At 67.9% G+C, this 23,408-nt stretch carries 22 protein-coding genes and 1 pseudogene; 11 read left to right on the forward strand and 12 right to left on the reverse strand.

Annotation, left to right across the window (positions count from 1 at the left end; genetic code table 11):
* Both AC1RNC_RS05080 and AC1RNC_RS05085 read left to right on the forward strand, forming a co-directional pair.
* Positions 1-100: pseudogene (locus AC1RNC_RS05080) on the forward strand (hypothetical protein); the annotation flags it as partial.
* A 30-nt stretch (positions 101-130) separates the two neighbouring features.
* Positions 131-586, forward strand: coding sequence for a glycosyltransferase family protein (locus AC1RNC_RS05085; RefSeq protein ID WP_492884232.1), 456 nt, complete (start codon positions 131-133; stop codon positions 584-586).
* Between the two features lie 48 nt (positions 587-634).
* On the opposite strand, the gene AC1RNC_RS05090 is transcribed toward AC1RNC_RS05085, so the two are convergent.
* Positions 635-2,251, reverse strand: a complete 1,617-nt coding sequence (locus tag AC1RNC_RS05090) for a lytic transglycosylase domain-containing protein (RefSeq protein ID WP_492884234.1) — start codon at positions 2,249-2,251, stop codon at positions 635-637.
* 60 nt (positions 2,252-2,311) lie between these two features.
* Positions 2,312-3,133 (reverse strand): uracil-DNA glycosylase, encoded by an 822-nt coding sequence (locus AC1RNC_RS05095; RefSeq protein WP_492884236.1) that lies wholly within the window; start codon positions 3,131-3,133, stop codon positions 2,312-2,314.
* A gap of 241 nt (positions 3,134-3,374) precedes the next feature.
* Here AC1RNC_RS05095 and AC1RNC_RS05100 point away from each other — a divergent pair, with 241 nt between their 5' ends.
* From AC1RNC_RS05100 to AC1RNC_RS05115, 4 genes are all read left to right on the forward strand, one after another.
* Positions 3,375-5,048: an electron transfer flavoprotein-ubiquinone oxidoreductase gene (locus tag AC1RNC_RS05100; RefSeq protein WP_492884238.1), complete on the forward strand. Its 1,674-nt coding sequence runs from the start codon at positions 3,375-3,377 to the stop codon at positions 5,046-5,048.
* A 74-nt stretch (positions 5,049-5,122) separates the two neighbouring features.
* Complete coding sequence (locus AC1RNC_RS05105; RefSeq protein ID WP_492884240.1) at positions 5,123-6,853, forward strand: tetratricopeptide repeat protein; 1,731 nt, start codon at positions 5,123-5,125, stop codon at positions 6,851-6,853.
* 41 nt (positions 6,854-6,894) lie between these two features.
* On the forward strand, positions 6,895-7,767 hold the full coding sequence (locus AC1RNC_RS05110) for a 4-(cytidine 5'-diphospho)-2-C-methyl-D-erythritol kinase (RefSeq protein ID WP_492884242.1): 873 nt from the start codon (positions 6,895-6,897) through the stop codon (positions 7,765-7,767).
* A gap of 10 nt (positions 7,768-7,777) precedes the next feature.
* Positions 7,778-8,428, forward strand: coding sequence for a peptidylprolyl isomerase (locus AC1RNC_RS05115; protein WP_492884244.1), 651 nt, complete (start codon positions 7,778-7,780; stop codon positions 8,426-8,428).
* Here AC1RNC_RS05115 and AC1RNC_RS05120 read toward each other — a convergent pair.
* The 3 genes from AC1RNC_RS05120 to AC1RNC_RS05130 all read right to left on the reverse strand — a co-directional run bounded on the left by AC1RNC_RS05120 (position 8,425) and on the right by AC1RNC_RS05130 (position 11,242).
* The gene (locus AC1RNC_RS05120) at positions 8,425-9,228 is read right to left on the reverse strand and encodes a lipid II flippase Amj family protein (RefSeq protein WP_492884246.1); all 804 of its coding nucleotides are present in this window, start codon (positions 9,226-9,228) and stop codon (positions 8,425-8,427) included. The genes AC1RNC_RS05115 and AC1RNC_RS05120 overlap by 4 nt on opposite strands.
* Before the next feature lie 119 nt (positions 9,229-9,347).
* Positions 9,348-10,877 carry an ammonium transporter gene (locus AC1RNC_RS05125; RefSeq protein ID WP_492840099.1) on the reverse strand — a complete coding sequence of 510 codons (1,530 nt, stop codon included), beginning with the start codon at positions 10,875-10,877 and terminating at the stop codon, positions 9,348-9,350.
* A 26-nt stretch (positions 10,878-10,903) separates the two neighbouring features.
* A complete protein-coding gene (locus AC1RNC_RS05130) occupies positions 10,904-11,242 on the reverse strand; it encodes a P-II family nitrogen regulator (RefSeq protein ID WP_004623580.1) in 339 nt (112 codons plus the stop codon).
* A 323-nt stretch (positions 11,243-11,565) separates the two neighbouring features.
* On the opposite strand from AC1RNC_RS05130, the gene AC1RNC_RS05135 reads away from it, so the two are divergent.
* From AC1RNC_RS05135 to glyS, 4 genes are all read left to right on the forward strand, one after another.
* Positions 11,566-11,916, forward strand: coding sequence for a DMT family protein (locus tag AC1RNC_RS05135; RefSeq protein ID WP_492840098.1), 351 nt, complete (start codon positions 11,566-11,568; stop codon positions 11,914-11,916).
* Positions 11,917-12,000: 84 nt separating this feature from the next.
* The gene (locus tag AC1RNC_RS05140) at positions 12,001-12,903 is read left to right on the forward strand and encodes a fasciclin domain-containing protein (RefSeq protein WP_492884248.1); all 903 of its coding nucleotides are present in this window, start codon (positions 12,001-12,003) and stop codon (positions 12,901-12,903) included.
* Positions 12,904-12,988: 85 nt separating this feature from the next.
* The gene (locus AC1RNC_RS05145; RefSeq protein WP_492081354.1) at positions 12,989-13,888 is read left to right on the forward strand and encodes a glycine--tRNA ligase subunit alpha; all 900 of its coding nucleotides are present in this window, start codon (positions 12,989-12,991) and stop codon (positions 13,886-13,888) included.
* Positions 13,889-13,894: 6 nt separating this feature from the next.
* Positions 13,895-15,964, forward strand: a complete 2,070-nt coding sequence (gene glyS / locus AC1RNC_RS05150; RefSeq protein WP_492884249.1) for a glycine--tRNA ligase subunit beta — start codon at positions 13,895-13,897, stop codon at positions 15,962-15,964.
* Positions 15,965-16,124: 160 nt separating this feature from the next.
* On the opposite strand, the gene AC1RNC_RS05155 is transcribed toward glyS, so the two are convergent.
* Positions 16,125-16,967 carry a metal-dependent hydrolase gene (locus AC1RNC_RS05155; protein WP_492884250.1) on the reverse strand — a complete coding sequence of 281 codons (843 nt, stop codon included), beginning with the start codon at positions 16,965-16,967 and terminating at the stop codon, positions 16,125-16,127.
* 72 nt (positions 16,968-17,039) lie between these two features.
* Here AC1RNC_RS05155 and AC1RNC_RS05160 point away from each other — a divergent pair, with 72 nt between their 5' ends.
* A complete protein-coding gene (locus AC1RNC_RS05160) occupies positions 17,040-17,645 on the forward strand; it encodes a TetR/AcrR family transcriptional regulator (RefSeq protein WP_492884252.1) in 606 nt (201 codons plus the stop codon).
* 110 nt (positions 17,646-17,755) lie between these two features.
* On the opposite strand, the gene AC1RNC_RS05165 is transcribed toward AC1RNC_RS05160, so the two are convergent.
* The 6 genes from AC1RNC_RS05165 to AC1RNC_RS05190 form a co-directional block, all read right to left on the reverse strand.
* Positions 17,756-18,151 (reverse strand): NUDIX hydrolase, encoded by a 396-nt coding sequence (locus tag AC1RNC_RS05165; protein WP_492884254.1) that lies wholly within the window; start codon positions 18,149-18,151, stop codon positions 17,756-17,758.
* Positions 18,152-18,198: 47 nt separating this feature from the next.
* Positions 18,199-19,284, reverse strand: a complete 1,086-nt coding sequence (locus AC1RNC_RS05170) for a serine hydrolase domain-containing protein (protein ID WP_492884256.1) — start codon at positions 19,282-19,284, stop codon at positions 18,199-18,201.
* A 30-nt stretch (positions 19,285-19,314) separates the two neighbouring features.
* Positions 19,315-20,178, reverse strand: coding sequence for a helix-turn-helix transcriptional regulator (locus AC1RNC_RS05175; RefSeq protein ID WP_492884258.1), 864 nt, complete (start codon positions 20,176-20,178; stop codon positions 19,315-19,317).
* 1 nt (position 20,179) lies between these two features.
* Complete coding sequence (gene hemB / locus AC1RNC_RS05180) at positions 20,180-21,181, reverse strand: porphobilinogen synthase (protein WP_492884260.1); 1,002 nt, start codon at positions 21,179-21,181, stop codon at positions 20,180-20,182.
* 57 nt (positions 21,182-21,238) lie between these two features.
* Positions 21,239-22,738 carry a flavin-containing monooxygenase gene (locus AC1RNC_RS05185; protein WP_492884262.1) on the reverse strand — a complete coding sequence of 500 codons (1,500 nt, stop codon included), beginning with the start codon at positions 22,736-22,738 and terminating at the stop codon, positions 21,239-21,241.
* Positions 22,739-22,878: 140 nt separating this feature from the next.
* Complete coding sequence (locus tag AC1RNC_RS05190; RefSeq protein WP_492884264.1) at positions 22,879-23,343, reverse strand: DUF2147 domain-containing protein; 465 nt, start codon at positions 23,341-23,343, stop codon at positions 22,879-22,881.
* Between the last annotated feature and the right edge of the window lie 65 nt (positions 23,344-23,408).

Consider the following 23,408-nt stretch of genomic DNA (forward strand, 5'->3'; position numbering starts at 1 on the left):
TCGCCCTTCGACAAGCTCAGGGTGAGGTTTCTAGTGTGGGGCCGCCACCTTGGTCCTCATCCTGAGCTTGTCGAAGGACGAGGATCACGCGGGGCCTTGACCGCGCCGCCCCCGCTGGCCAAGCAAGGCCATGATCTCCGTCGTCCTCGTCGCCTCCGAAGACCTTCCGGGCCTGGCCGCCCAGATGGCCATGCTGGTGCCCGCCGCCGTGGACGGGCTGGTCAAGGAGGTGGTGCTGGTCGCGGGCGGCGAACCAGGTGTCGAGGCCCTGGCCGAGGACAGTGGGGCGCGGCTGGTGACGACCTCGGGTGATCGCCTGGCGGCGGGCGCCGCGGTGGTTCGGGGCGACTGGATCCTGACCCTGCGTGCGACGCCGATCCTGCGCGAAGGCTGGCGCGAGCCCGTCGAGAAGCATCTGACCGGCGGGGCTGGGACGCCCGCGGTTCTGACCGCTCCGGGTGGCATGCTCAGCAAGCTTTCGCCACGCCTGCATGGCGTCCTGGTTCGACGGCTCGACTGGCCCGCGAGCGGCGGTGACGAGAAAGCTTTAGCGAAGACGTTGCGGGTTAGGCGGCTGACTTACTAGGTAGGTTCCCCTCCGCATGGTTCTCCCGCCTTCGCGGGGACAAGCGTGTCAGGGCTGAACCTGCGCCAGCTGCGTCATGAGCTGGTCGATCGAGGTCGGGGCGGCGACCTGCGGGTCGAGGCGGAAGTCGACCGTCCGCGCGCCGCTGGCCACGGCGTCCAGGGTCTTGTTCTCCGCGCCCATCAGCCGGCGATAGGTCCAGTAGCTGGCCATCACCTTCTCGACGTAGTTGCGGGTCTCCTTGAACGGCAGGCTCTCGATCAGCAGCAGGGTGTCGCAGTCCGCGCCCAGTTGAGCCGCCGTGCGGTTCAGGGTCGCCGGCCCGCCGTTATAGGCGGCGACGGTGCGCAGCAGGTCGGGACTCTTGACGCCGCGGTCCATCAGCCAGGTGAAATAGTCCTGGCCGGCCCGCAGGTTGTAGGCGGGATCGAATAGCGGGCTGTTGTCGGCCAGCAACTTGTCATCGCCGACCACGTCGGCGGCCGAGGCTGGGCGCACCTGCATCAGGCCCATTGCGCCGGCGGCGGAGAGGGCCATCGGGTCGAAGCGGCTTTCCTGGCGCACCAGCGCGTAGACCATGGCCTTGTCGATGGTGAAACCGCCGACCGGATCCAGCGGGGGTAGGGGATAGTCCTCGCCACCGACCCGGCGCACCGGGCGGCCGGCGTTCAGCGGGGCGTTGGCGTTCAGGGCCAGGGCCAGCGCGGTCCAGTCATTGCGCAGTTCCTGGGTGTCGGCCAGCGACAAGCCGGCGCGCAGCTCCATGCCCGCCTCGCGCCAGCGGCCAACCTGAGCCAGAGCGGTGGCGCGACGGGCGCGCGGGTCGTTCTTCACGAGCTGTTCCAGCGAGGCCGTGTCGGGACCGACATAGCTGGCGCGGGTCAGCAGGCTGGCGATCGGGTCGTAGTTGTCTTCAGCGATGGTGACTCCGGCCATGGCCAGCTGCCGCACGGCGATCATGCCGTAGAAGGTGTGCGGCGAGCGGGCGGCCTCGTTCAGCAGGGTCCGGGCGTCGCGGCCGTGGCCGGCCTGGCTGGCCACGCGGGCGGCCCAGAAGGCGCCGGCTGCGCGCAGCCACTCGTCCTCGTGTTCGTCGTGGGCGACCTGCTCGAAATAGGCCTGGGCGGCTCGATAGTCGCCCAGGCGATAGGCCGAAAGGCCCGCGATCCAGGTCTCGCCGCCAGCCACGGCCAGGCTCAGCGCCTTCTGTACGTCGCCGGAATAATAGGCCTCGCGGGCGGCGCGGCCTTTGTCGGCGGGCGGCGGGGCTGTCTCGTCGCCGATGAACAGTTCGGGAACCGGCGCGGCGGCGACGCGCTTGCCAGCCGGCTTGCGCTTGACGGCCAGGGCGTAGACGCGGTCGGCGCCGGCCTCGTCGGCATAGGTGCGCAGCCAACGGGTCAGGTCGTCATAGCTGGCCGAAAAGCGAGTGGGGTGCATGACCTTGGCGAAGGCCAGGCGGCCGGCCAGGCTGCGGTCATGGGTGTTGGCGAAGGCCGCGGCGGCGGCGTCGAAATCACCGCGATCGGTTGCGGCGAAGGCGGCGCGATAGGCGCGGACGTCTTCCGGCGACAAAGGGTCAAGGGCGCCCGCGTGCGCGACAGACACCGTCGCGCACAGGAAAAGGGCCGATAACACGGCCAAAGGGCGAGCCCAAATCCGCAAAAACTGTTCCGCGCTCCCCCGCAGGCGCGCGTCCCCTGTTCCGACTGGTCGAACGCAGTTCTAGTGCGGGCGGTCCGGGCGATCAAGTCGCTCGGTCAGCGTCAGCAGATCCTGCCAGGCCTTCTTCTTCTGGGCGGGCGTGCGCAGCAGGAAGGCCGGGTGCAGGGTCGGCATGGCGGGCAGCTCGATGGACTTGTCCTCGGACAGCCATTCGAACCAGCGGCCGCGCATGGACAGGATGCCTTCCTCGCGCTTCAGCATGGCCTTGGCCGAGGCCCCGCCGGCCAGCAGCAGCATCTTCGGCTTCACCAGCGCGATGGCGCGCTCGACGAACGGAGCGCACGTCGCCTGCTCCTGGGGCGTCGGCGTGCGGTTGCCGGGCGGGCGCCAGAAGACGGTGTTGGTGATGAAGACGCGGCCTTCCAGGCCGGCGGCCTTCAGCATGCGGTCCAGCAGCTTGCCCGCGCGACCGACGAACGGCTGGCCTTGGGCGTCCTCGTCGGCGCCGGGGCCTTCGCCGATGATCATCAGCGGCGCGTCGCCGACCCCGCGCGAGAACACGGCCTGCTTCGCCCCCTGCATCTTCAGAGGGCAGCCGTCGAACGCGGCGATGGCGGCGGCCAGGCTTTCCAGGTCGTCGCAGGCGGCCGCGGCGGCCTTGGCGGCGGCGATGGCCGAGCCGACATCGGGACCGCGCGCCAGAGCCAGGCCGGGGCGGGAGACCGGCGGCGGGGGAGGTGGCGGCTGGCTGCGAGCCCGCAGCATCGCCGCGCCCTCGGCCAGACGATCGATCGGCGCGTCCGCGTAGGACGTATCGACGCCCGCATCGGCCCAGAAGGCCAGCAGGCTTTCGACGGCGCGTTGATCGACGGCGAGGCTCATGAGACGGTAATTAGAGCGTGGCAGCCAAAAGTGTGAGCGGTTTTGGCGCCCGCCACGCTCAAAAAGTATGAGATCGAGCCTGCCTTGCGCAGGCTTGGTCGCGGAATGTCGCCGGGCTCCACGCTGCGTCGCAGCAAAAAAGAGGCGCTAGGCGCTTGACCGCCACTGCGTCACGTTCGGATAAGCTCTGATTCAAACAGTCATAAGACGGGCGGCCGAGCCCCCTTTACCGGGAGACCCCATGAGCGAAGACCTCGAACGCGAGTCGATGGAGTACGACGTCGTCATCGTCGGCGGCGGTCCCGCCGGGCTCTCCGCGGCTATCCGTCTGAAGCAACTGGCCGCCAAGGCCGGGACCGAGATTTCCGTGGCCTTGCTGGAAAAGGGCTCGGAAGTCGGCGCCCACATCCTGTCCGGCGCGGTGATCGATCCCAAGGGCCTGGCCGAACTCTTCCCGAACTGGAAGGAAGAGGGGGCGCCACTGGAGACGCCGGTCACCAAGGACCGCTTCAAGCTGCTGGGTCCGCAGGGCGAGCTGTCCCTGCCGATGTTCGCCATGCCGCCGTTCATGCACAACCACGGTTGCTACATCGCCTCGCTGGGCAACCTGACGCGCTGGCTGGCCGGTAAGGCCGAGGAGCTGGGCGTCGAGATCTATCCGGGCTTCGCCGCCTCGGATCTGGTCTGGAACGAGGACGGCTCGGTCAAGGGCGTCGTCGTCGGCGTCGTCGGCATCGCCAAGGACGGCCACCACAAGCCGGACTATCAGCCGGGCATGGAGCTGCACGGCAAGTACGTCTTCATCGCCGAGGGCGTGCGCGGTTCGTTGGCCAAGCAACTGATCGAGAAGTTCGACCTCTCGGCTGGCAAGTCGCCGCAGAAGTACGGCATCGGCATCAAGGAGCTGTGGCAGGTTCCGCCCGAGAAGCACCAGCCGGGCTTGGCCGAGCACACCACCGGCTGGCCGCTGGACAACCAGACCGGCGGTGGCAGCTTCATGTACCACTTCGGGGATAACTACGTGGCCATCGGCTACGTCGTGCACCTGAACTACAAGAACCCGTGGATCTCGCCGTTCGACGAGTTCCAGCGCTTCAAGCAGCATCCGGGCGTGCGTCCGTACCTGGAAGGCGGCAAGCGCATCGCCTACGGCGCGCGGGCCATCACCGAGGGCGGCTATCAGTCGGTGCCGAAGCTGACTTTCCCCGGCGGTGTGCTGATCGGCTGCTCGGCCGGCTTCGTCAACGTGCCGCGCATCAAGGGCAGCCACAACGCCGTCAAGACCGGCATGATGGCCGCCGAGGCCGCCTACGAGGCTGTCCAGGCGGGCCGCGCCAGCGACGAACTGACCGGCTACCAGACCGCCTATGACACGTCGTGGGTGGCCAAGGAGTTGAAGGTCGTCCGCAACGCCAAGCCGATGCTGGGCAAGTTCGGCACCGCCCTGGGCGGCGCGGTCAGCATGTTCGACATGTGGTGCACGCACCTGCTGGGCGGCTTCTCGTTCTTCGGCACCATGAAGCACGAGAAGACCGACGCGGCCTCGACCGGCCTGGCCAAGGACTACCAGCCGATCGTCTATCCCAAGCCTGACGGCGTCATCAGCTTCGACAAGCTGAGCTCGGTGTTCCTGTCGGCCACCAACCACGAGGAAGATCAGCCGGCGCACCTTAAGCTGAAGGACCCGTCGATCCCGATCTCGGTCAACCTGCCCAAGTACGGCGAGCCGGCGCGCCTCTACTGTCCGGCCGGCGTCTACGAGGTGCTCTACAACGAGCAGGGTCAGGATCCGCGCTTCCAGATCAACGCCCAGAACTGCGTCCACTGCAAAACCTGCGACATCAAGGACCCGTCGCAGAACATCGTCTGGACCACGCCGGAAGGCGGCGGCGGACCGAACTACCCCAACATGTAAATGGAATAGCCTCCCGGTCCCGGACCGGGAGGCTTTTTCTTGCGACCGACCTCGAAACCGCCGAGGGTGGCGGGATGACGCGTTTCAAAGTCCTCCTCGCCTGCGTTTCCGTTTCGGCCCTGGCGGCCTGCGCCCAGGGACCCAGTACGGTGACGCTACGAGGCCCCGTGGCGGGCTCGCCGCTGTTCGACACCCGCTCCTCGTACGGCCAGTTCCTGGCGGGCCAGGCGGCCCTGCGCGACGGCAAGTCCAAGGAAGCGGCCAGCTATTTCGGCACGGCCGCGGTGCTGGGCGACGACCCCGGCGTGATCGGCGAGCGCTCGTTCTCGGCCTTGCTGCTGGCGGGGGAGATCACCCGCGCCGCCGCCGCGGCCCCCACCGGTCCGGACGCCACCGAGGCCGTCCAGCGCATGGGCGTGCTGACCCGCGTGGTCGAGGCGCTGGCCACCAACAAGGGCAAGGACGCTCAGGCGCTGCTGAAGGCCGAGCCGCTCGGCTTCCCGCACCAGCAGGCCGCCGCGCTGCTGGCCCCGTGGGCCGCCGCCGCGGCCGGCGACAAAGAGGGCGCGACCGTTCAGCCGGCCCTGCGCACCGACAGGCTGGTGCAGTATTTCGGCCAACAGGGTCAGGCGCGCCTCTATGAGCGCGCCAAGCGCTATGACGAGGCCGAGACCGACTACAAGGCCCTGACCGGCAACGCCGCCACGGCCAGCATCTTCACCTTGGACTACGGCGCGTTCCTGGAGCGCCGCAAGCGCCACGACGACGCTGTGGCCCTTTACGATACGGCGCTGGGCGCCGCGCCCAACGATACGGGCCTGCTGCGGGCTCGCGCCCGCGCCGCCGCCAAGGGCGCGCCGCCGCCGATGCCGACCCTTCGCCAGGGCGCGGCCGAGGGGCTGGTGGCCTGCGCCGCCACCTTCGCCGGCGAGCACCAGGCCCAGTTCGCCCTGGCCTATCTGCGTCTGGCCCTGCGCCTGGATCCGGCCCGCGACGAGGCGTGGGTGCTGGTCGGCGACCTGCTGAACCAGGGCCGGGACCCACAGGGCGCGATCGAGGCCTATGGGCACGTGCCGGCGGGCTCGCCGCAATACGCCTCGGCTCAGAGCAAGATCGCCTGGGCCTGGAACGACCTCGGCGACAAGGCCAAGGCGCTGGACGTGGCCCGCGCCGCCGCGACGGCGGCGCCCGGTGATCGCGACGCCCAGCTGGCCCTGGCCGATCTGCTGCGGGCGGGCAGCCAGTGGGACGAGTCGGTGGCGGTGCTGGACAAGGTGGTCGAACGCGAGAGCGCCAGCCCCGACTGGCGCGTGCTCTATCTGCGCGCCGTCTCCCTGGAGCAGGCCAAGCGCTGGCCCGAGGCCGAGCGTGACCTGCAGGCTGCTCTGAAGATCAACCCGAATGAGCCGGAACTGCTGAACTTCCTCGGCTACAGCTGGATAGACCGCAACGAGCACTTGGCCGAGGCCATGGGCATGGTCCAGAAGGCCGTCGCCGCTCGCCCGCAGTCAGGCGCCATGCTCGACAGTCTCGGCTGGGCCTACTATCGCCTGGGCGACTACAAGGCCGCCGTCGAGAAGCTGGAAGGCGCCGTCGAGCTGGAGCCTGGCGATCCGGACGTCAACGGCCACCTGGGCGACGCCTATTGGCGGGTCGGTCGCAAGACCGAGGCTCAGTTCCAATGGCGGCGCGTTCTGAGCCTTGAGCCCGACGAAAAGCAGAAGGCCGAGTCCGAAGCCAAGCTGAAGAACGGCCTGGCCGCGACCGGCGCGGCGGCGACCGCGTCGACGGTGGCCCACAACTAGGCTATCGGGCTTTCGTCCTTTTCAGCTGAGTTCGAGAGATCATGCGGCTTTCCGCCTTCGCCCCGGCCAAGGTCAATCTGTTCCTGCATGTGGGCGGGCCGGACGCGGAGGGTTACCACCCGATCTCCAGCCTGATGGTCTTCGCCGATGTCGGCGACCGGGTGATGATCCAGCCCGCCGACGCCCCGGATTTCGAGACCTCGGGCCCGTTCGGCGGCGCGATCCCGGCCGGAGGCGACAACCTCGTGGTCCGCGCCGCGCGGGCCTTTCACGCCAAGCTGGGCGGGCCGATCCCGCCGTACCGGCTGATCCTCGAAAAGCACCTGCCGATCGCCGCCGGCCTGGGCGGCGGCTCCAGCGACGCGGGCGCGGCCCTGAAGCTGCTGCGCGACGCCCTGGCCCCGAGCCTGTCCGACGACGACCTGGAGCCGCTGGCCGCCAGCCTGGGCGCGGACGGCGCGGCCTGCCTGCGGGCCACGGCCCTGATGGCCGAGGGGCGAGGGGAGATCCTGTCGCCGGCCCCGGCCTTGCCGGAGTTGCATGCGGTGCTGGTCAATCCAGGCGTTCCATCGCCGACCGGGGCGGTCTATCGCGCCTATGACGCCGCCGTGCATCCGGACGGCGCCGAGCGCCCGTTCATGCCGTCCGACCTCGAAAGCGTCGAGGAAGTCGCCGCCTGGCTGTCGGTGGCCACCCGCAACGACCTGGAGGCGCCGGCCGTGGCCCTGGAGCCGCGCATCGGCGAGGTGCTGGACGTTCTGCGTGATGAGCCTGAAAGTCTGCTGGTCCGGATGTCCGGTTCCGGGGCGACCTGCTTCGCCCTCTGCGCCGGCGACATCGAGGCCGAGGGTCTGGTCGACCGTCTTGAGGCGATGCGACCGGACTGGTGGGTGCGGCGCTGCCGCCTGAGCTGAGGAAATGGACATGAAGCGCCGTGACGTTCTCGCCGCCCTCGGTCTAAGTCCCATTTGGGGCCTGGCCGCCGCGCCTGGGCGGGCCAACGCCCAGATCCTGAACCTGGCCCCGACGCCGATCGTGCCTGGCCCCGGCGACGTCGTGGTCAGCCTGGACACCAGCCTGGGCGGCATCATCATCGCTCTGAAGGCCAGGCAGGCGCCGCTGACCACGGCCAACTTCCTGCGGTATGTCGACGGCAAGCTCTATGACGGGGCCAGCTTCTGGCGGGCGGCCAAGGCGCCAGGCTCGACCACCTACGGCCTGATCGAAGGCGGCCTGGCCGGCGATCCGAAGAAGGTGCTGAAACCCGTCGCCCACGAGCCGACCACCCAGACGGGTCTGCGCCATGTCGACGGCACGCTGTCCCTCGCCCGCCGCGAGCCGGGCAGCGGCGACAGCGACTTCTTCATCTGCGCGGGTGACGCCCCGTATCTGGATGCCAACCCCGCCGCCGAGGGGGACAACCTGGGCTTCGCCGCCTTCGGTCAGGTGATCAAGGGCATGGAGATCGTCCGCGAGATCCTGAACCTGCCGACGCCGGGCGAGGCGATCAATCCGGTGATGAAGGGGCAGATGCTCGATCCGGTCGTGCCGATCGTCACGGCGCGGCGGCTCTAGATCAGCCGCGCGAGGAACACGACGGCGCCGGCCGCCGGGACTAGCAGCAACTGGGCCAGCACGGTGCCTGCCACGCGGCTGCCGGCGAACCAGACCACGGCGCGGCGGAAGGCCGGCTCGCTCACCCGGCCGTCCATCACGTCGTCGGTCATGATCGACAGCGCCGGGTCGATCAGGACGAACAGCAGGATCGTCGCCACGCCGTTGATCACCGACGACAGGCTGACGGCCGTGACCCGGAACTGCGGATCCAGATAGCCCGCGTAGAGCGAGGCGAAGACCCCGACGGTCAGCAGGGCCTGGGCCAGGACGTTCAGCACGATCACTCGGGCGGGGACGTCGATCTTATGCTTCAGCCCGTCGAGGTGGCGCGGCGAGGGCAGGGCGACCGCGTCGCGGATATAGCCAACACCGCCCTTGGCGAAAGCGTGCATCAGGAGCTTGGGCACGGAACGGTGGATCTGGAAGTGGGCGACCGCGCGGGTGAACAGGCGCTGCGCGGTCGGGATCGCCAGCGCTCCGATGATCGCCGCCAGGCTGGCGCTGGCCATCAGCCATTGGAAGTCGGCCAGCAGGTTCTGGCCCGTACCATGCAGCAGGTCGCTCTCGATCCGTTTGGACAGGAACGGGCCCTGGAAGGCGTTCGAGGCGCGCGACAGCAGCACCAGCACGTTGAACAGCGCGAACGACATGGCGATCCGCCGCGTGCGAACGCCCGCGATGCGCACCGCGTAGGCCAGGGCTCCGATCAGGTGAATCACGAAGGTCAGGACGCAGAGCAGGAACAGTTGGGCGTCCACGGCGGTCTCCAGGCGGGGCGGGGCGAGCTTGGCCGATCGCTTCATCGTTTGGAAAGGGCCAAAGAGAAAGGGCGCGGAGGTTGCCCTCCGCGCCCTTCGACTAGGTGCTTACGCCAGCCTTAGCTGTGATAGGCGCGTTCGCCGTGTTCCGAGATGTCCAGGCCTTCTTCTTCGGCTTCCGGCGAAGCCTTCAGGCCGATGATCAGCTTGATCACGAAGAAGACGATCAGCGAGGCCACCAGCGACCAGACGACCGTGACGCCGACCGCCTTCAGCTGGGCGATTACTTGCGCGCCCAGGTCATAGACGGCGTTGTCGCAGGTCGACAGGTCGCCGTCCTTGCCGCAGCTCGTGTAGTCGACGATGCCGGCGCCGCCCCAGGCGGGATTGACCAGTAGGCCGGTGCCGATGGCGCCGACGATGCCGCCGATGCCGTGGATGCCGAAGGCGTCCAGGCTGTCGTCATACTTCAGGGCGTTCTTCACGACCGAGCAGAAGAAGATGCAGATCGGCGAGACGACCAGACCCAGGATCACCGAGCCCATCGGACCGGCGAAGCCGGCGGCCGGGGTGACGGCGACGAGGCCGGCGACGATGCCCGAGGCCAAGCCCAGGGCCGACGGCTTCTTGCGGGTGACCCACTCGACGACGATCCACGACAGACCGGCGGCGGCGGTGGCGACGAAGGTGTTGATCATGGCCAGCGAGGCGTAGCCGTTCGACTCGAGGTTCGAACCGGCGTTGAAGCCGAACCAGCCCACCCACAGCAGGCCGGCGCCGACCAGGGTCAGGGTCAGCGAGTGCGGGGGCATCGGCTCCTTGCCGTAGCCTTGACGCTTGCCGAGGATCAGGGCGCCGACGAGAGCGGCGATACCCGCGTTGATGTGGACGACGGTGCCGCCGGCGAAGTCCAGGGCGCCGAAGCCCCAGATCAGGCCCGACTTGACCGGAGCGGTCGGGGCCAGGGCGATCGCGTCAGGACCCGGCCACCACCAGACCATGTGGGCCATCGGATAGTACGACAGCAGCGGCCACAGGACGGCGAAGGCGACGATGGCGGCGAACTTCATGCGCTCGACCAGTGAACCAACCACCAGGGCGGCGGTGATGGCCGCGAAGGTCGACTGGAACGAAATGAAGGTGAACTCGGGGATCACCACGCCGGTCGAGAACGTCGCGACGTTGCTGGCCGGGGTCACGTCCTTCAGGAAGAGACGGCCGAGACCACCCACGAAGCTGTCCCAGCTGCCGCCGTCGGTGAAGGCGAAGCTGTAGCCCCACAGCACCCAGGCGACGAAGCCGATGATGGCGACCGTCGAGACCTGCATCATGACCGACAGCATGTTCTTGGCCCGCACCAGGCCGCCGTAGAACAGGGCCAGGCCCGGGATGATCATCAGCAGGACCAGCAGCGAGGAGGTCAGCATCCACGCGTTGTCACCCTTGTCGTTCTTGTCGACGATGGTGGGCGCGGCGGCCGGGGCGGGAGCCGGCGTGGCGGCCGGCGCGGCCTCGGCGGGCGCTGCGGCGGTCATGGCGGCGGCCGGCGCGGGCGCGGCCTCCTGGGCGAAGGCGGTGGCGCCCAGCGGGGCCCCCGCCAGGGTCGCGGCGAGCAACAGCCCGGCCAGCGGTTTGAAGGTGAGTTTCATCGTCGGTATCCCCTTTTCCCGATGCGTTACAGAGCGGCCGAGCCGGTTTCGCCGGTGCGGATGCGGACGGCTTCTTCGACGTTCAGGACGAAGATCTTGCCGTCGCCGATCTTGCCGGTGGCCGCGGCGGCCTTGACGGCTTCGACGGCCTTGGCCGCGGACGCGTCGTCGACAACCGCTTCCAGCTTCACTTTCGGCACGAAATTCACCTGGTACTCGGCGCCCCGGTAGATCTCGGTCTGGCCTTTCTGACGGCCGTAGCCCTTCACTTCCGACACCGTCAGACCTTCGACGCCGGCGGCGACGAGCGCTTCGCGCACCTCGTCCAGCTTGAAGGGTTTGACGACCGCTATGATCAGTTTCATCCGCCTTGCTCCGACCCGTTGAGCTACGGGCTTGCTTTGCTTGGTTGTTCGGAAGCGTTCTCGCCCCCGGTGCGATCACCGCCGACGCCGCCATCACGCGCTGCATCGTTCCCCGGCTTGGCCACGCTATCGGCGACGGTTCCATGACGGGCGGCGCGGGCAAGGTTTTGGAAAGGAAATGGGCAAGGCGCCCAAAATATCAGCACGTAGCGCTGCTACTGCGTCAGAAACCGGCGATTTGGCCTGACGGGAAGTTCTGGCCCCGACGGGCCGGCTTGTCCTAGGTTGGCGGAATCCCCAACGCCCCGCTTCGGAGCCCGCCCATGTCGCCGCTGGTCATGAAGATCGCTCCCTGGCTGATGCTGGTCATGTCGAACGTCTTCATGACCTTCGCCTGGTACGGTCACCTGAAGGGCAAGCCGATGGCCCTGCCCGTCGCGATCATCTCCAGCTGGCTGATCGCCCTGCCCGAATACTTGCTTGCCGTGCCGGCCAACCGGATCGGACACGCCGTGTATTCGACAGCGGAGTTGAAGGTCGGTCAGGAGTTCATCACCCTGATGGTCTTCATGCTGTTCTCGTATTTCTATCTCGGTGAAGCGATCAAGTGGTCGACCGTCGCCGGATTTGGTCTGATCGTCGCCGGCGTAGCGGTCATATTCTATTTCCGGTGACGCTTTGTGTGATCACGTGCCCGTGATCACGGAACCGACTCCCCGGTCCGAGCGTACTCCGCTCGAACCGAGAGGAACTCGATCATGATCACCCAGCGTCTCCTGACCGCCGCCGCCGCGGTCGCCCTGATGACCGGCTTCGCCCACGCCCAGGACGCCACGGCGCCCGCCGCGCCAGCGCCGGCCGCGTCCTCGCCCGTCGTCGCCAAGGGCGACCTGATCCAGACCGCAGAGGCCTCGGGTCAGTTCAACACCTTCCTGAAGGCCGTCGGGGCCGTGAACCTGACCAGCGTCCTGAAGACCAACCAGAACCTGACCCTGTTCGCCCCGACCGACGCGGCCTTCGCCGCCCTGCCGGCCGGTGAGCTGGACAAGCTGATGCTGCCCGAGAATGGGCCGATGCTGCAGAAGGTGCTGACCTATCACCTGATCAACGCCAAGGTGGACTCCACCAAGATCAAGGGCGCCAAGGGTGAAGTGAAGAGCGTCGAGGGCTCGCCGCTGCTGCTGGATGGCTCGGGGGCGATCCCCATGGTCGACACCGCCACCATCACTCAGACCGATGTGATGGCCACCAACGGCGTGCTGCACGTGGTTGACAAGGTTCTGATCCCGAAGGACGTCCCGGGCCTGCAGGCCGCCGCCTCGGCGACCGACGCCAATGCGACCATGCAGGTCTCCGCCAACGAGCAGCAAGCGCCGGCCGGCCAGGCCATGACGCCGGCCCCGGCCGCCGCGACCGACATGGCCGCCGACCCCGCCGCCAGCCCCGCCATGCCGGCGGCCACGGCCGCTCCGGACGCCGGGGTGAACACCTCGGTGGTCGTGCCGGTGTCGTCGCAATCGCCGGAGGCCCAGGCCTCGCTGAAGGCCGGCGACGCCAATGTCGTCTCCAACCCGCCGGTCGCCGACACCAAGGCCAACCGCGCCAAGTACGGCGCCCCGGAGTCGAACGCCGGCAAGCACACCGTGCCGAAGGGCAACTAAAGCCCTTACCGTTCCGGACATCGCTTGAAGCACCGGTCGGCGGGCCCTATGGTCCGCCGACTTTTTTCTAGGCCTGCTTCGATTGATGTCGCGCGAAAAACCCAAGTCCTTCCAAAGCCTGATCCTGACGCTCCATGACTATTGGAGCCGGCAGGGTTGCATCATCCTGCAACCGCATGACGTGGAAGTGGGGGCGGGGACCCTGCACCCGGCCACGGTGCTGCGCGCGCTGGGTCCCAAGCCGTGGAACGCGGCCTATGTGCAGCCCTCGCGCCGTCCGGGCGACGGTCGCTATGGCGAGAACCCCAACCGCCTGCAGCACTATTATCAGTACCAGGTGATCCTGAAGCCGAACCCCGAGAACATGCAGGACCTGTATCTTGGCTCGCTGGAGGCGATCGGCCTGGACCTGCGCACCCACGACATCCGCTTCGTCGAGGACGACTGGGAGAACCCGACCGTCGGGGCCTGGGGCCTGGGCTGGGAAGTCTGGTGCGATGGCATGGAAGTGTCGCAGTACACCTACTTCCAGCAGGTCGGCGGCCTGGATGTCTCGCCGGTGGCCGGCGAGCTGACCTACGGCCTGGAACGTCTGGCCATGTATGTGTTCGGGGTCGACAACGTCTACGACCTGCCGTTCAACGACCCGGACTCGCCGCTGGGCGCGACGACCTATGGCGACGTGTTCCTGGAGAACGAACGCCAGCAGTCGGAAGCCAACTTCCACGGCTACGACGTCGCGGTGCTCAAGCAGCAGTTCGAGCAGATGGAAGAGCAGGTGCCGCTGATGCTGGCCCGCTCGTACCACAACAAGGCTCTGGTCCTGCCCGCCTACGACATGGTCCTCAAGGCCAGCCATCTCTTCAACCTGATGAACGCCCGCGGCGCGATCGCCGTCGCCGAGCGCGCCAGCTACATCGGCCGCATCCGCGACCTTTGTAAGATGTGCGCCAGCGCCTGGGTCGATCAGCAGGAAGCCGCGTAAAGTCTGATGCCCCAACTTCTCCTCGAACTGTTCTCGGAAGAGATCCCCGCCCGCATGCAGGCCCAGGCCGCCAAGGACCTGGAGCGCATGGCGCGCGAGCACCTGGCCGCCGCCGGCTTCCTGCCCGAGGCCTTGAAGACCTTCGCCGGCCCGCGTCGCCTGACCCTGGTGGCCGAAGGCCTGCCGCTGGCCCAGGCCGACCGCAAGGAAGAGCTGAAGGGCCCGCGCATCGGCGCCCCGCCGCAGGCCATGGAAGGCTTCCTGCGCAAGGCGGGCCTGACCCAGGACCAGCTGGTCGAGCGCGACGGCGTCTACATGGCCTTCATCGAGAAGAAGGGCCGCCCGACGCCGGAGATCGTCGCCGAGATGGTCGAGGCCATCGTGCGCGGCTTCCCCTGGCCCAAGTCGATGGTCTGGGGGACCAAGAAGCTGCGCTGGGTGCGGCCGCTGAAGCGCATCCTGTGCGTGCTGGACCGCGAGGTGGTGCCGTTCGCCATCGAGGGCATCCCGAGCGGCGACGTGACCGAAGGCCACCGCTTCATGGGCGACGCCCAGCCGTTCGTGGCGCGGGACTTCGATGAATACGCCGCCGGCCTGGAAGCCCACTACGTCGTGCTCGACGTCGAGGAGCGCAAGCAGCGCATCCTCGAAGGCTGCAAGACCCTGTGCTTCGCCCGTCACCTGGAACTGGTCGAGGACCAGGGGCTTCTGGACGAAGTCGCCGGCCTGGCCGAATGGCCGACGCCGGTGCTGGGCGATATGGACCCGGTGTTCCTCAGCCTGCCGCCCGAGGTGATCCGCACCTCGATGCGCACGCACCAGAAGTACTTCGCCGTCCGCAAGGCCGGGGAAGAGGGGCTGGCGCCGCACTTCATCACCATCGCCAACATCCAGGCCGCCGACGGCGGCGCGGTGATCGCGGCCGGCAACGCCAAGGTGCTGTCCTCGCGCCTGTCCGACGCCCGCTTCTTCTGGGACGAGGACGTCAAGGTCGGCTTCGAGCCTTGGCTTGAGAAGCTGAACGGCGTCACCTTCCACGCCAAGCTGGGCACCATGGCTCAGCGCGTCGAGCGCATCGTCGCCCTGGCCGGCGAGATCGCCCCGCTGGTCGGCGCGGATGTCGAGAAGACCAGGGAAGCCGCGCGCCTGGCCAAGGCCGACCTCGCTTCGCAGATGGTCGGGGAGTTCCCTGAACTGCAGGGGATCATGGGCGGCTATTATGCCCGGACCTTCGGCCTGGATGGCGAGATCGCCGATGCGGTCCGCGATCACTACAAGCCGCAAGGGCCGGGCGACTCCGTTCCGACCACGCCGGTGAGCGTGGCGGTGGCGCTGGCCGATAAGCTGGATACGCTGGTTGGCTTCTTCGCGATCGACGAGAAGCCGACGGGGAGCAAGGATCCCTATGCGTTGCGCCGATCAGCGTTGGGGATCATCCGTATAGTCCTCGAAAACAAACTGTCGCTGCCGCTGAACTCTACGATCAACAGGTCGATGGAAATTCTGACTGGGCAAAAGGCGATGGATTCGGCCGATAGTGCTGCTCGCCTCATCAGCGTTCGTATCGACCTCAAGGCCTTCTTCGCTGACCGCTTGAAGGTCACCCTGCGCGACCAAGGCAAGCGTCACGACCTCGTCGACGCCGTCTTCGCCCTGGGCGACGACGATCTGGCGCGCATCGTTGCGCGGGTCGAGGCCCTGGACGGTTTCCTGAAGACCGACGACGGCAAGAGCCTGATGGCCGGCTACAAGCGCGCCTCCAACATCCTCAAGGCCGAGGAGAAGAAGGGCGCTCTGCCGGTCGGGGCGCCCGAGGAGCCGGCCGCCGACAGCGCCGCCGAGGTGGGGCTCTACAACGCCTTACGCCTGCTGGACAAACCGCTGAAGGACGCCCTGGCCAAGGAAGACTTCACCGGCGCCATGACCCAGCTGGCCGAGCTGCGCGGCCCGGTCGACGCCTATCTCGACGGCGTGTTCGTCAACGAGCCCGAGCACCGCGACAACCGCCTCAAAACCCTGGCCGCCGTCCGCGACGCCATGGGCCAGGTGGCGGACTTCGGACTGATCGCGGGGTAAATCCGATCTTCCGATTTCCCCGGCGAATGCCGGGGCCCAGACGAACCAAGAGCGCCGGGCGGCTTCGCTCGGCGCTCTTTCGCATTCACGGCTGACGTTCAGGATGGATCTGGGCCCCGGCATTCGCCGGGGAGATCGGGTGTTTTGGTTCGAAAGACCCCTAAGCCGCCGCCGCGTCGAACTCGGCTTTCCAGCCGGCGAAGGCGGCGCGGTCGTCCTGGTCCCAGGGGTGGAAGCCGGGGCGGTACCAGGCGAAATAGGTCTTCCAGCCCCGGCGGAACAGACCGGGATTGCCCCAGACGAACGCGTTGACCGCCTTCAGCGCCGCCTTGGGCGAATAGCCGTCGGCCTCCAGCAGGCGGGCGGAGTAGCGGCAGATGTTGCGGGTGAACATGATGGTCACGAAGAACATCGCCCGGCAGCGCGTGAAATAGCGGCGGCGGGCCGACCAGTCCTTGGTCGCGACCATGAAGACATCATAGGCGACCGCCTTGTGCTCGGTCTCCTCCATGGCGTGCCAGCGCCACAGCTTCTCGACTTCGGGATGGGCTTTGTCGAACAGGTCCTGATGACGCGCGTGGGTCTCGGCCATCATCGCCGTGAAGTGCTCCAGCGCGATGGTCGACAGCAGCATGGCCATCTGGCCGCGCTCGCGGGCCATCTTCACGCGGCCCCGCACCGTCTCCTCGATCTCGGCGACCGGATAGCGGTCGCGGTCGATCAGGCTGTTCAGCTGATGGTGCTCGCGCGAGTGGATGGCTTCCTGGGCGATGAAGTTCCTGGCGTCGTCCAGCAGCTTGCCGGTCAGCAGGTGGCGGTAGTTGCGAACCGCGTCCATGAACAGGCGCTCGCCGTCCGGGAAGGTCAGGGACAGGGCGTTGAACACCGCCGTGCCGACGGGATCGCCGCCCAGCCAGTGGCCCTTCTGGGCGTCGGCGAGGTCGAAGCGGATGTCGCGCGGGGTGACGTCCAGGTCGGCCGGGGTGGTTTTGGTGTCGATCATGGCGTTCTGCGCTCCGCCGGTTTAGGGCTGTCTAAGCCGCTCGATGGCGCAGAGTGAGTTGTACTGACAAAAATGTCAATAGAGGCTTCAGCCCCGAAGACCCGCGTGCGTCGTACGCCCGAGGCCGCGCGCGAGAACATCCTCGCGGCCGCCGAAGTCCTGCTGGTCGAACACGGCCCCCAGGCCATCAAGCTGGCCGATGTCGCCAAGGCCGCCGGTGTGGTCCACGCCAATGTCATCCACCACTTCGGTTCGATCGCCGGGGTCGAGACGGCGCTGATGGAGCGGATGATCCGGCAACTGGCCGACAAGATCATCGTCGGGTTCAACGCGCAGGGCGTTTCGCCGGGCTTCGGGGCCCAGGCCCTGTTCGACGCCTTCGAGGCCAAGGGCGTGGCGCGGCTGGCGGCGTGGCTGGAGCTGACCGGGGAAGGGCGGCGCATGACCCTGGTGCGAGGGGTCGTCGACGAGGTGGTTCAGACGCGGCTGGCGCGCGACGTCGGCGTCGAGCGCGACAAGATCGTCGACTTCATCCTGGTCAACATCATCCTGGCGATCGGGGTGGGCCTGTTCGGGCCGACGCTGAGCGAGCTGCTGGGCCGGCCGTCGGGCCGCGCGCGTGAACTGGCGCTGGAGATGGTCGCGGGACGGATCACCGCCATGGGCGGCAAGGCCTAGGGCCCTTTAGCTTTAGATGGAATCATCTAAAGCGTTCAAAAGGGCTCTAAATGTTTGATTCTAGAGCCTGTTTATCCCGTTTAGATGGCTCCATCTAAACGGGACAGGCTCTAGGCGCGGGCCAGCAGCGCCGGCAGGACGGCCTGCGTCAGCAAGGGCGCCAGGCGGAGGTCGCCCGGCGCGGCCGGGTCGATCCAGACCAGTTCTTCGATCTCGGCTTGAGCGGCGATGTCGCCCTCGACCGTGGCCAGATAGGTCGCCGACTGGACGGTGAAGCCGGCCTCGTTGGCGGCCGGGGCCGAGAAATGGCCCAGCAGTTCGGCATGGACCAGCCGGCAACCCAGCTCCTCGTCGAGCTCGCGCGCCAGGGTGGTGAGATCGTCCTCGCCGGCGTCGCGCTTGCCGCCGGGCTTCATGAAAGTGGCGGTACCGCGCTTGCGGACCAGCAGCATGCGGCCGTCCTGGTCGCGGATCACGGCGGTGACGATGTCGAGGACGCGGCTCATCCCGGGAAGATAGCCGCGTCCCCGATTCTTTTCCGGGCTTCGCGGCGCTATTTCTCGACCGCCGCCAGGATGTGCTCGGTCAGCAGCTTCTCGGCGATGACGTGCGGCTGGCGGACGCCGAAGTTGGTGGTGGTGATCACCGCCACCAGGTCGAGGTCCGGTACGATGGCGACCTTCTGGCCGCCCGTGCCGCTCATTACCCAGGCCTTGTGGCCGGCAAAGGTCTGCAGCCAGATCAGGTAGCCGTAGTCGGTGTTCTCCCGGGCGTTGGCGTGGGGCGCGACGGCCGCCTTCACGAAGTCGGCCGGCAGCACCGGCTTGCCGTCCCACTGGCCGCCATTGGCATAGAGCTGGCCCAGCTTCAGCAGGTCGCGGCTACGCAGGCCCAGACCGCCGCCGCCCATGGCCAGGCCCTTGGGCGATATCTGCCAGTGTGGGGCCTCGATGCCGAGCGGCTTGAACAGCACCTCGTCGGCGAAGGCGGGCAGGGGCTTCTTCACGGCGTTCTGGACGACCTGACCCAGGGTCACGACCCCGGCGGTGCAGTAGCTGAAGCTGCGGCCATACGGCGAAGCCTCCGGCTTGGGCATCCAGTCGGGGAAGCCACGCACCGGCAGGTCGAGGTAGAAGCCGACCCAGTCCTCGATCAGGTACATCCGCTCCTCGTTGCCGCGCGAGAACTCGTTGTCGTCATCGCACTCGGCGATCGAGCTCATGGTCAGCAGGTCCTCGACCGTGACCTTGTCCTTGCGCGGGTCAGGATTGGCGACCGGCGGGCGGTCCTTCAGGTAGGCCTTGATGGGCGCGTTGACGCCGGGCAGGGCGCCGCGGGCGATGGCGGCCCCGGCCAGCATGGCGGTGACGGTCTTGGTGGTGGAGCGGGTATTGCGCCGCGCCTCGGGACCGCCGTCCTTCTGATCGGCGTCGTAATAGGCCTCGAACACCAGCTTGCCGTGGCGTGCGACCAGGACGCTGGTGATCTGCTGGAACTGTCCGGCCTTGATGGCGGCCGACATCGCGTCGAGCTTGGCGGCGGAAAGGCCCTCGGCGGCGGGCGTGGCCGTGGACCAGTCGGCGGCCTGGGCGCCCAGCGGTGTCAGGACGAGGGCGGCGGCGAACGCGAAGGCTTTCAAGGCGTGAACTCCAAAAGGAACCTCCGCCGTCTAGGCTGAGCCGGCCGCCTCGTCTTGGACGCTTGAAACTTCCGGCCGGCGACCGCACAGCCGGGCGAACTCGCCAGGCGTGACGCCATAGGCCTTGAGGAACTGGCGATTGAGGTGGCTCTGGTCGCAGAAGCCGGTGGCCAGGGCGATCTCGCCGATCGGATCGCGGCCGCGCATCAGCAGGTCGGCGGCCCGCTCCAGCCGGCGGGTGCGCAGGCGGTCGCCGGGCGCCGCTCCGAGCCAGCGGCGATAGCCGCGCGCCAGGTGGACCGGATGCACCCCGGCGATCTCGGCGAGATCCGCGACGCTGATCGGCTGGTCGAACGTGTCGGCCAGATAGGTCTCGGCGCGGTCCAGCCAGGGTGGGCGGCTGTCGCCGTCCGAGGCCGGCGTCAGCGCCTGGGCGGCCAGCTCCAGGCTCAGGCCCTCCAGCGACAGCGTCTCGGCGTCGCGGGCCAGCAGCGATCGGGTCAGGCGCAGCGCCGCGCGGCGGGCGGCGGGACCGGTCAGCCGCAGAGCGTCGATCGCCGCGCCGCGTCCGGCGTCGGCCAGGGTCCGCCAGTCGGTGGGGGCGAAGCTGACGGCCAGGAAATAGCCGCCGACATCGACGAAGCGGTCGCGATGCACCACGCCCGGCGGGTTGAAGACCAGCACCGGCCCCTCCGTCTCGGGGCCGGCGGCGGTGGTCAGGTAGCGGCCGTGGGTGGCCAGCACGAAGTGGGCGTCGTCGTGGCTGTGCTCGTCGACATGCTCGGCGCGCTTGGTGGCCTCCAGGTGCGCCAGGCGCACGCCGTGAAGCTGGCGCTCGACGGTCGGCGCGCCATAGAACCGGCCTTGGCTGAAGGCGGTCCTCGGCGCGGCCACGTCAGCCCAGCTTCTCGGCCGCCCAGGGGGCGAAATAGGTGATGACGCCCGCCGCGCCGGCGCGCTTGAACGCTGACAGGCTTTCGAGGATGGCGCGGTCCTGGTCGATCCAGCCGTTCTGGGCGGCGGCCATGATCATCGCGTACTCGCCCGACACCTGGAAGGCGTAGGTGGGCATGCGGAACTCGTCGACGAGGCGCCGGACGATGTCCAGATACGGCATGCCCGGCTTGACCATGACCATGTCGGCGCCCTCGGCGATGTCGAGCGCGACCTCGCGGATGGCTTCCTCGGTGTTGGCCGGGTCCATCTGGTAGGTCTTCTTGTCGCCCTGGCCGCCGGCCAGCTTGGCCGAGCCGATAGCGTCGCGGTACGGACCGTAGAACGCCGAGGCGTACTTGGCCGCGTAGGACATGATCATCGTGTCCTGGAAGTTCGCGCCTTCCAGCGCCGCGCGCAGCTTGCCGATACGGCCATCCATCATGTCGGACGGAGCCAGGATGTCGGCGCCGGCCTCGGCCTGGATCAGCCCCTGTTCGACCAGGCGCTCGATGGTCGGGTCGTTGAGGATCTTGCCGCCCTCGATCACGCCGTCGTGGCCGTGGTCGGTGAAGGGGTCCAGGGCGACGTCGCACATGATGCCGACCTCGGGGGCGGCGTCCTTCATGGCCTTGACGGCGCGGGGGATGACGCCGTCCGGATCGGCGGCGATCGAGCCGGTCGCGTCCTTCCGCGAGCCGTCGATGTGCGGGAAGATGGCGATGGCGGGGATGCCCAGGTCGCGGGCGCGGACAGCGGCCTTGGCGGCCTCCTTGACGGAAAGGCGCTCGACGCCCGGCATCGAGGCGACGGGGATCGTCCCTTCGCCCTCGTGCACCACCATCGACCAGATCAGGTCCGATGGTCGGACCTCGGTCTCGCGGACGAGGCGACGGGTCCAGTCAGCTTGGCGCAGGCGGCGCAGGCGGGTGGCGGGATAGGGAGCGAGGGGCGGAACGGTCATGGCGTTGATTTGGACCGCGCCGCCTCTCTAGGCAAGTTCATGGGACCCTTAAGAGGCTCAAGAATAGCGGAACGCCGGATCGTCCAGGTCGAGGGTCGGGAAGAGGTCCTTCTCGGTCCAGTAGTCCTGGGTGTGTCGCCACTCCGGCTTGTCGCCGGCCTTGGGCAGCAGATGCATGTTCCGCATCAGATAGCCGGGATTGAAGTCCTCTGGATCGATCCATTCGCCGATCTTCATGTCCGCGTCCTGCGGCCGCAGGGCGACTTCGACCTGTCGCGCGCCTTTGGCTTCCATGTGGGCCAGCAGCCGGCAGACGAAGTCGCCGATCATGTCGGCGCGCAAGGTCCAGCTGGCCCGGAAATAGCCGAAGACCCAGACGAGGTTCGGCAGGCCGGTGAACATCATGCCGCGGTAGGTGACCGTCTTGGCGAAGTCGAGCGGCTTGCCGTCCACCGCGAACGCGATGTCGCCCAGGACGCTGAGGTCGAAGCCCGTCGCCGTGACGACGACGTCCGCCTCCAGCGTCTTGCCGGACTTGAGCAGCAGCCCCGTCTCGGTGAAACGGTCGATCTCGTCGGTCACCACCGAGGCCTTGCCGGAGGCGATCCCCTGAAAGAGATCGCCGTCGGGCACGAAGGCGATGCGCTGCCGCCACGGACGATAGCGCGGCGTGAAATGGGTCTTGATGTCGAAGTCGGGACCCAGGAAGGCCTTCACGCCTTCCAGCAACTCGGCCTTGACCACTTCGGGCTCCTCGATCGAGCGCCGCGTGAATTCGTTCTGGTCGAACAGCACCTTGCGGCGAACGATCTCGTGGATCCAGGTCTCGTCGATCTCCAGCTGGCGCAGGACATTGGCCAGCTCGTTCTCGTTGCGGCCAGGCACGAAGTAGGTGGGCGAGCGCTGCAGCACGGTGACATGGGCGCAGTCGCCGGCGATGTTGGGAACCAGCGTCGCGGCCGTCGCGCCAGAGCCGATCACCACCACCCGCTTGTTCTTCAAGTCGAGGTCGTCGGGCCAGGTTTGCGGATGCACGATCCGGCCCTTGTAGTCCGACATGCCGGGCCAGTCGGGCGTATAGCCCACCGAGTGACGGTAATAGCCCTGGCACATCCACAGGAAGTTGGTGGTGTAGCGCTCGGCGCCGTCCGGGCCAGCGACCTCCAGCGTCCAGAGCTTGTCAGCGGACGACCAACTGGCCGAGACGATCCGTCGCCGATAGCGGATGTGGCGCGCCAAGTCGTTCTCGGTGATCACCTCGCTCATGTAGTCGAGGATTTCCGCGGCGGTGGCGATCGGTGGCCCGACCCACGGCTTGAAGCGATAGCCGAAAGTGTAGAGGTCGCTGTCCGAGCGGATGCCGGGGTAGGTGTGCGTTAGCCAGGTGCCGCCAAAACTCTCGAGCGCCTCCAGCACCGTGAAGGTCGTCCCCGGTCGTTGCACGCCAAGGTGATAGGCGCTCCCGATCCCGGAAATGCCCGCGCCCACGATGATCACGTCGAAATGCTGTGTGGCCGCGCCTGACGCGGTCTTCGAAAGCGTCGCCGCCTCGGTCATGTCATTCCTCCCGTGCTGGCCGACAGACGGCCAAGTCGCCCCCGGCGTCTCTTCGGACGCCTGGGTTATCAATGTACACTTAGAGGGTGCTGCGCCGTTTGAGCTGAATCAAGCGGCGTTTGCGCGTTTGGGCGAAAAGGTCAGGGCGCCGTGCGGGCGGCCAGCATCGACGGTCCGTCGATGCGTGTCCACAGCTGCGACTTGCACAGGAAGTTGCCGATCACGCAGCCTTTGGCGCGCATGGTCTTGGGGTCGATGATGTTGGCCGACCCCACGAGGGTGACCTTCAGGGTCGGGACCCACACGCGCCCCTTCAGAGAACCGTCGCGCTGGCTTTCGAAGTCACGCAGCAGTTGCTTGCCGATCAGGGTGTCGGCGCCCGCCTTGCGCGCGTCGGCCTCGGCCTTGGCGCTGGCCCACACGACGACGCCGCAGGTGCTGGGGCCGCAATCCTTGATTTCCAGGTGCACGGTGTTGTGCGGGTTACGCCACACGCCGTAGCTACGCGCGATGTCGCCGCCCTCGGCCGCATGGGCCGGGACCGCGGCCGTGGCCATCCCCAGGGCCGCGACAAGAGCGGCGAGTGCAAGTTTCACGAAACGCATGATCGTCGATGCAAATGTTATTGTTGAGAACGCCCAGACTCGAGATCGGCATTTGGGCCGAAAGG

Source organism: Caulobacter sp. GW822-FHT01G02, from assembly GCF_058802865.1.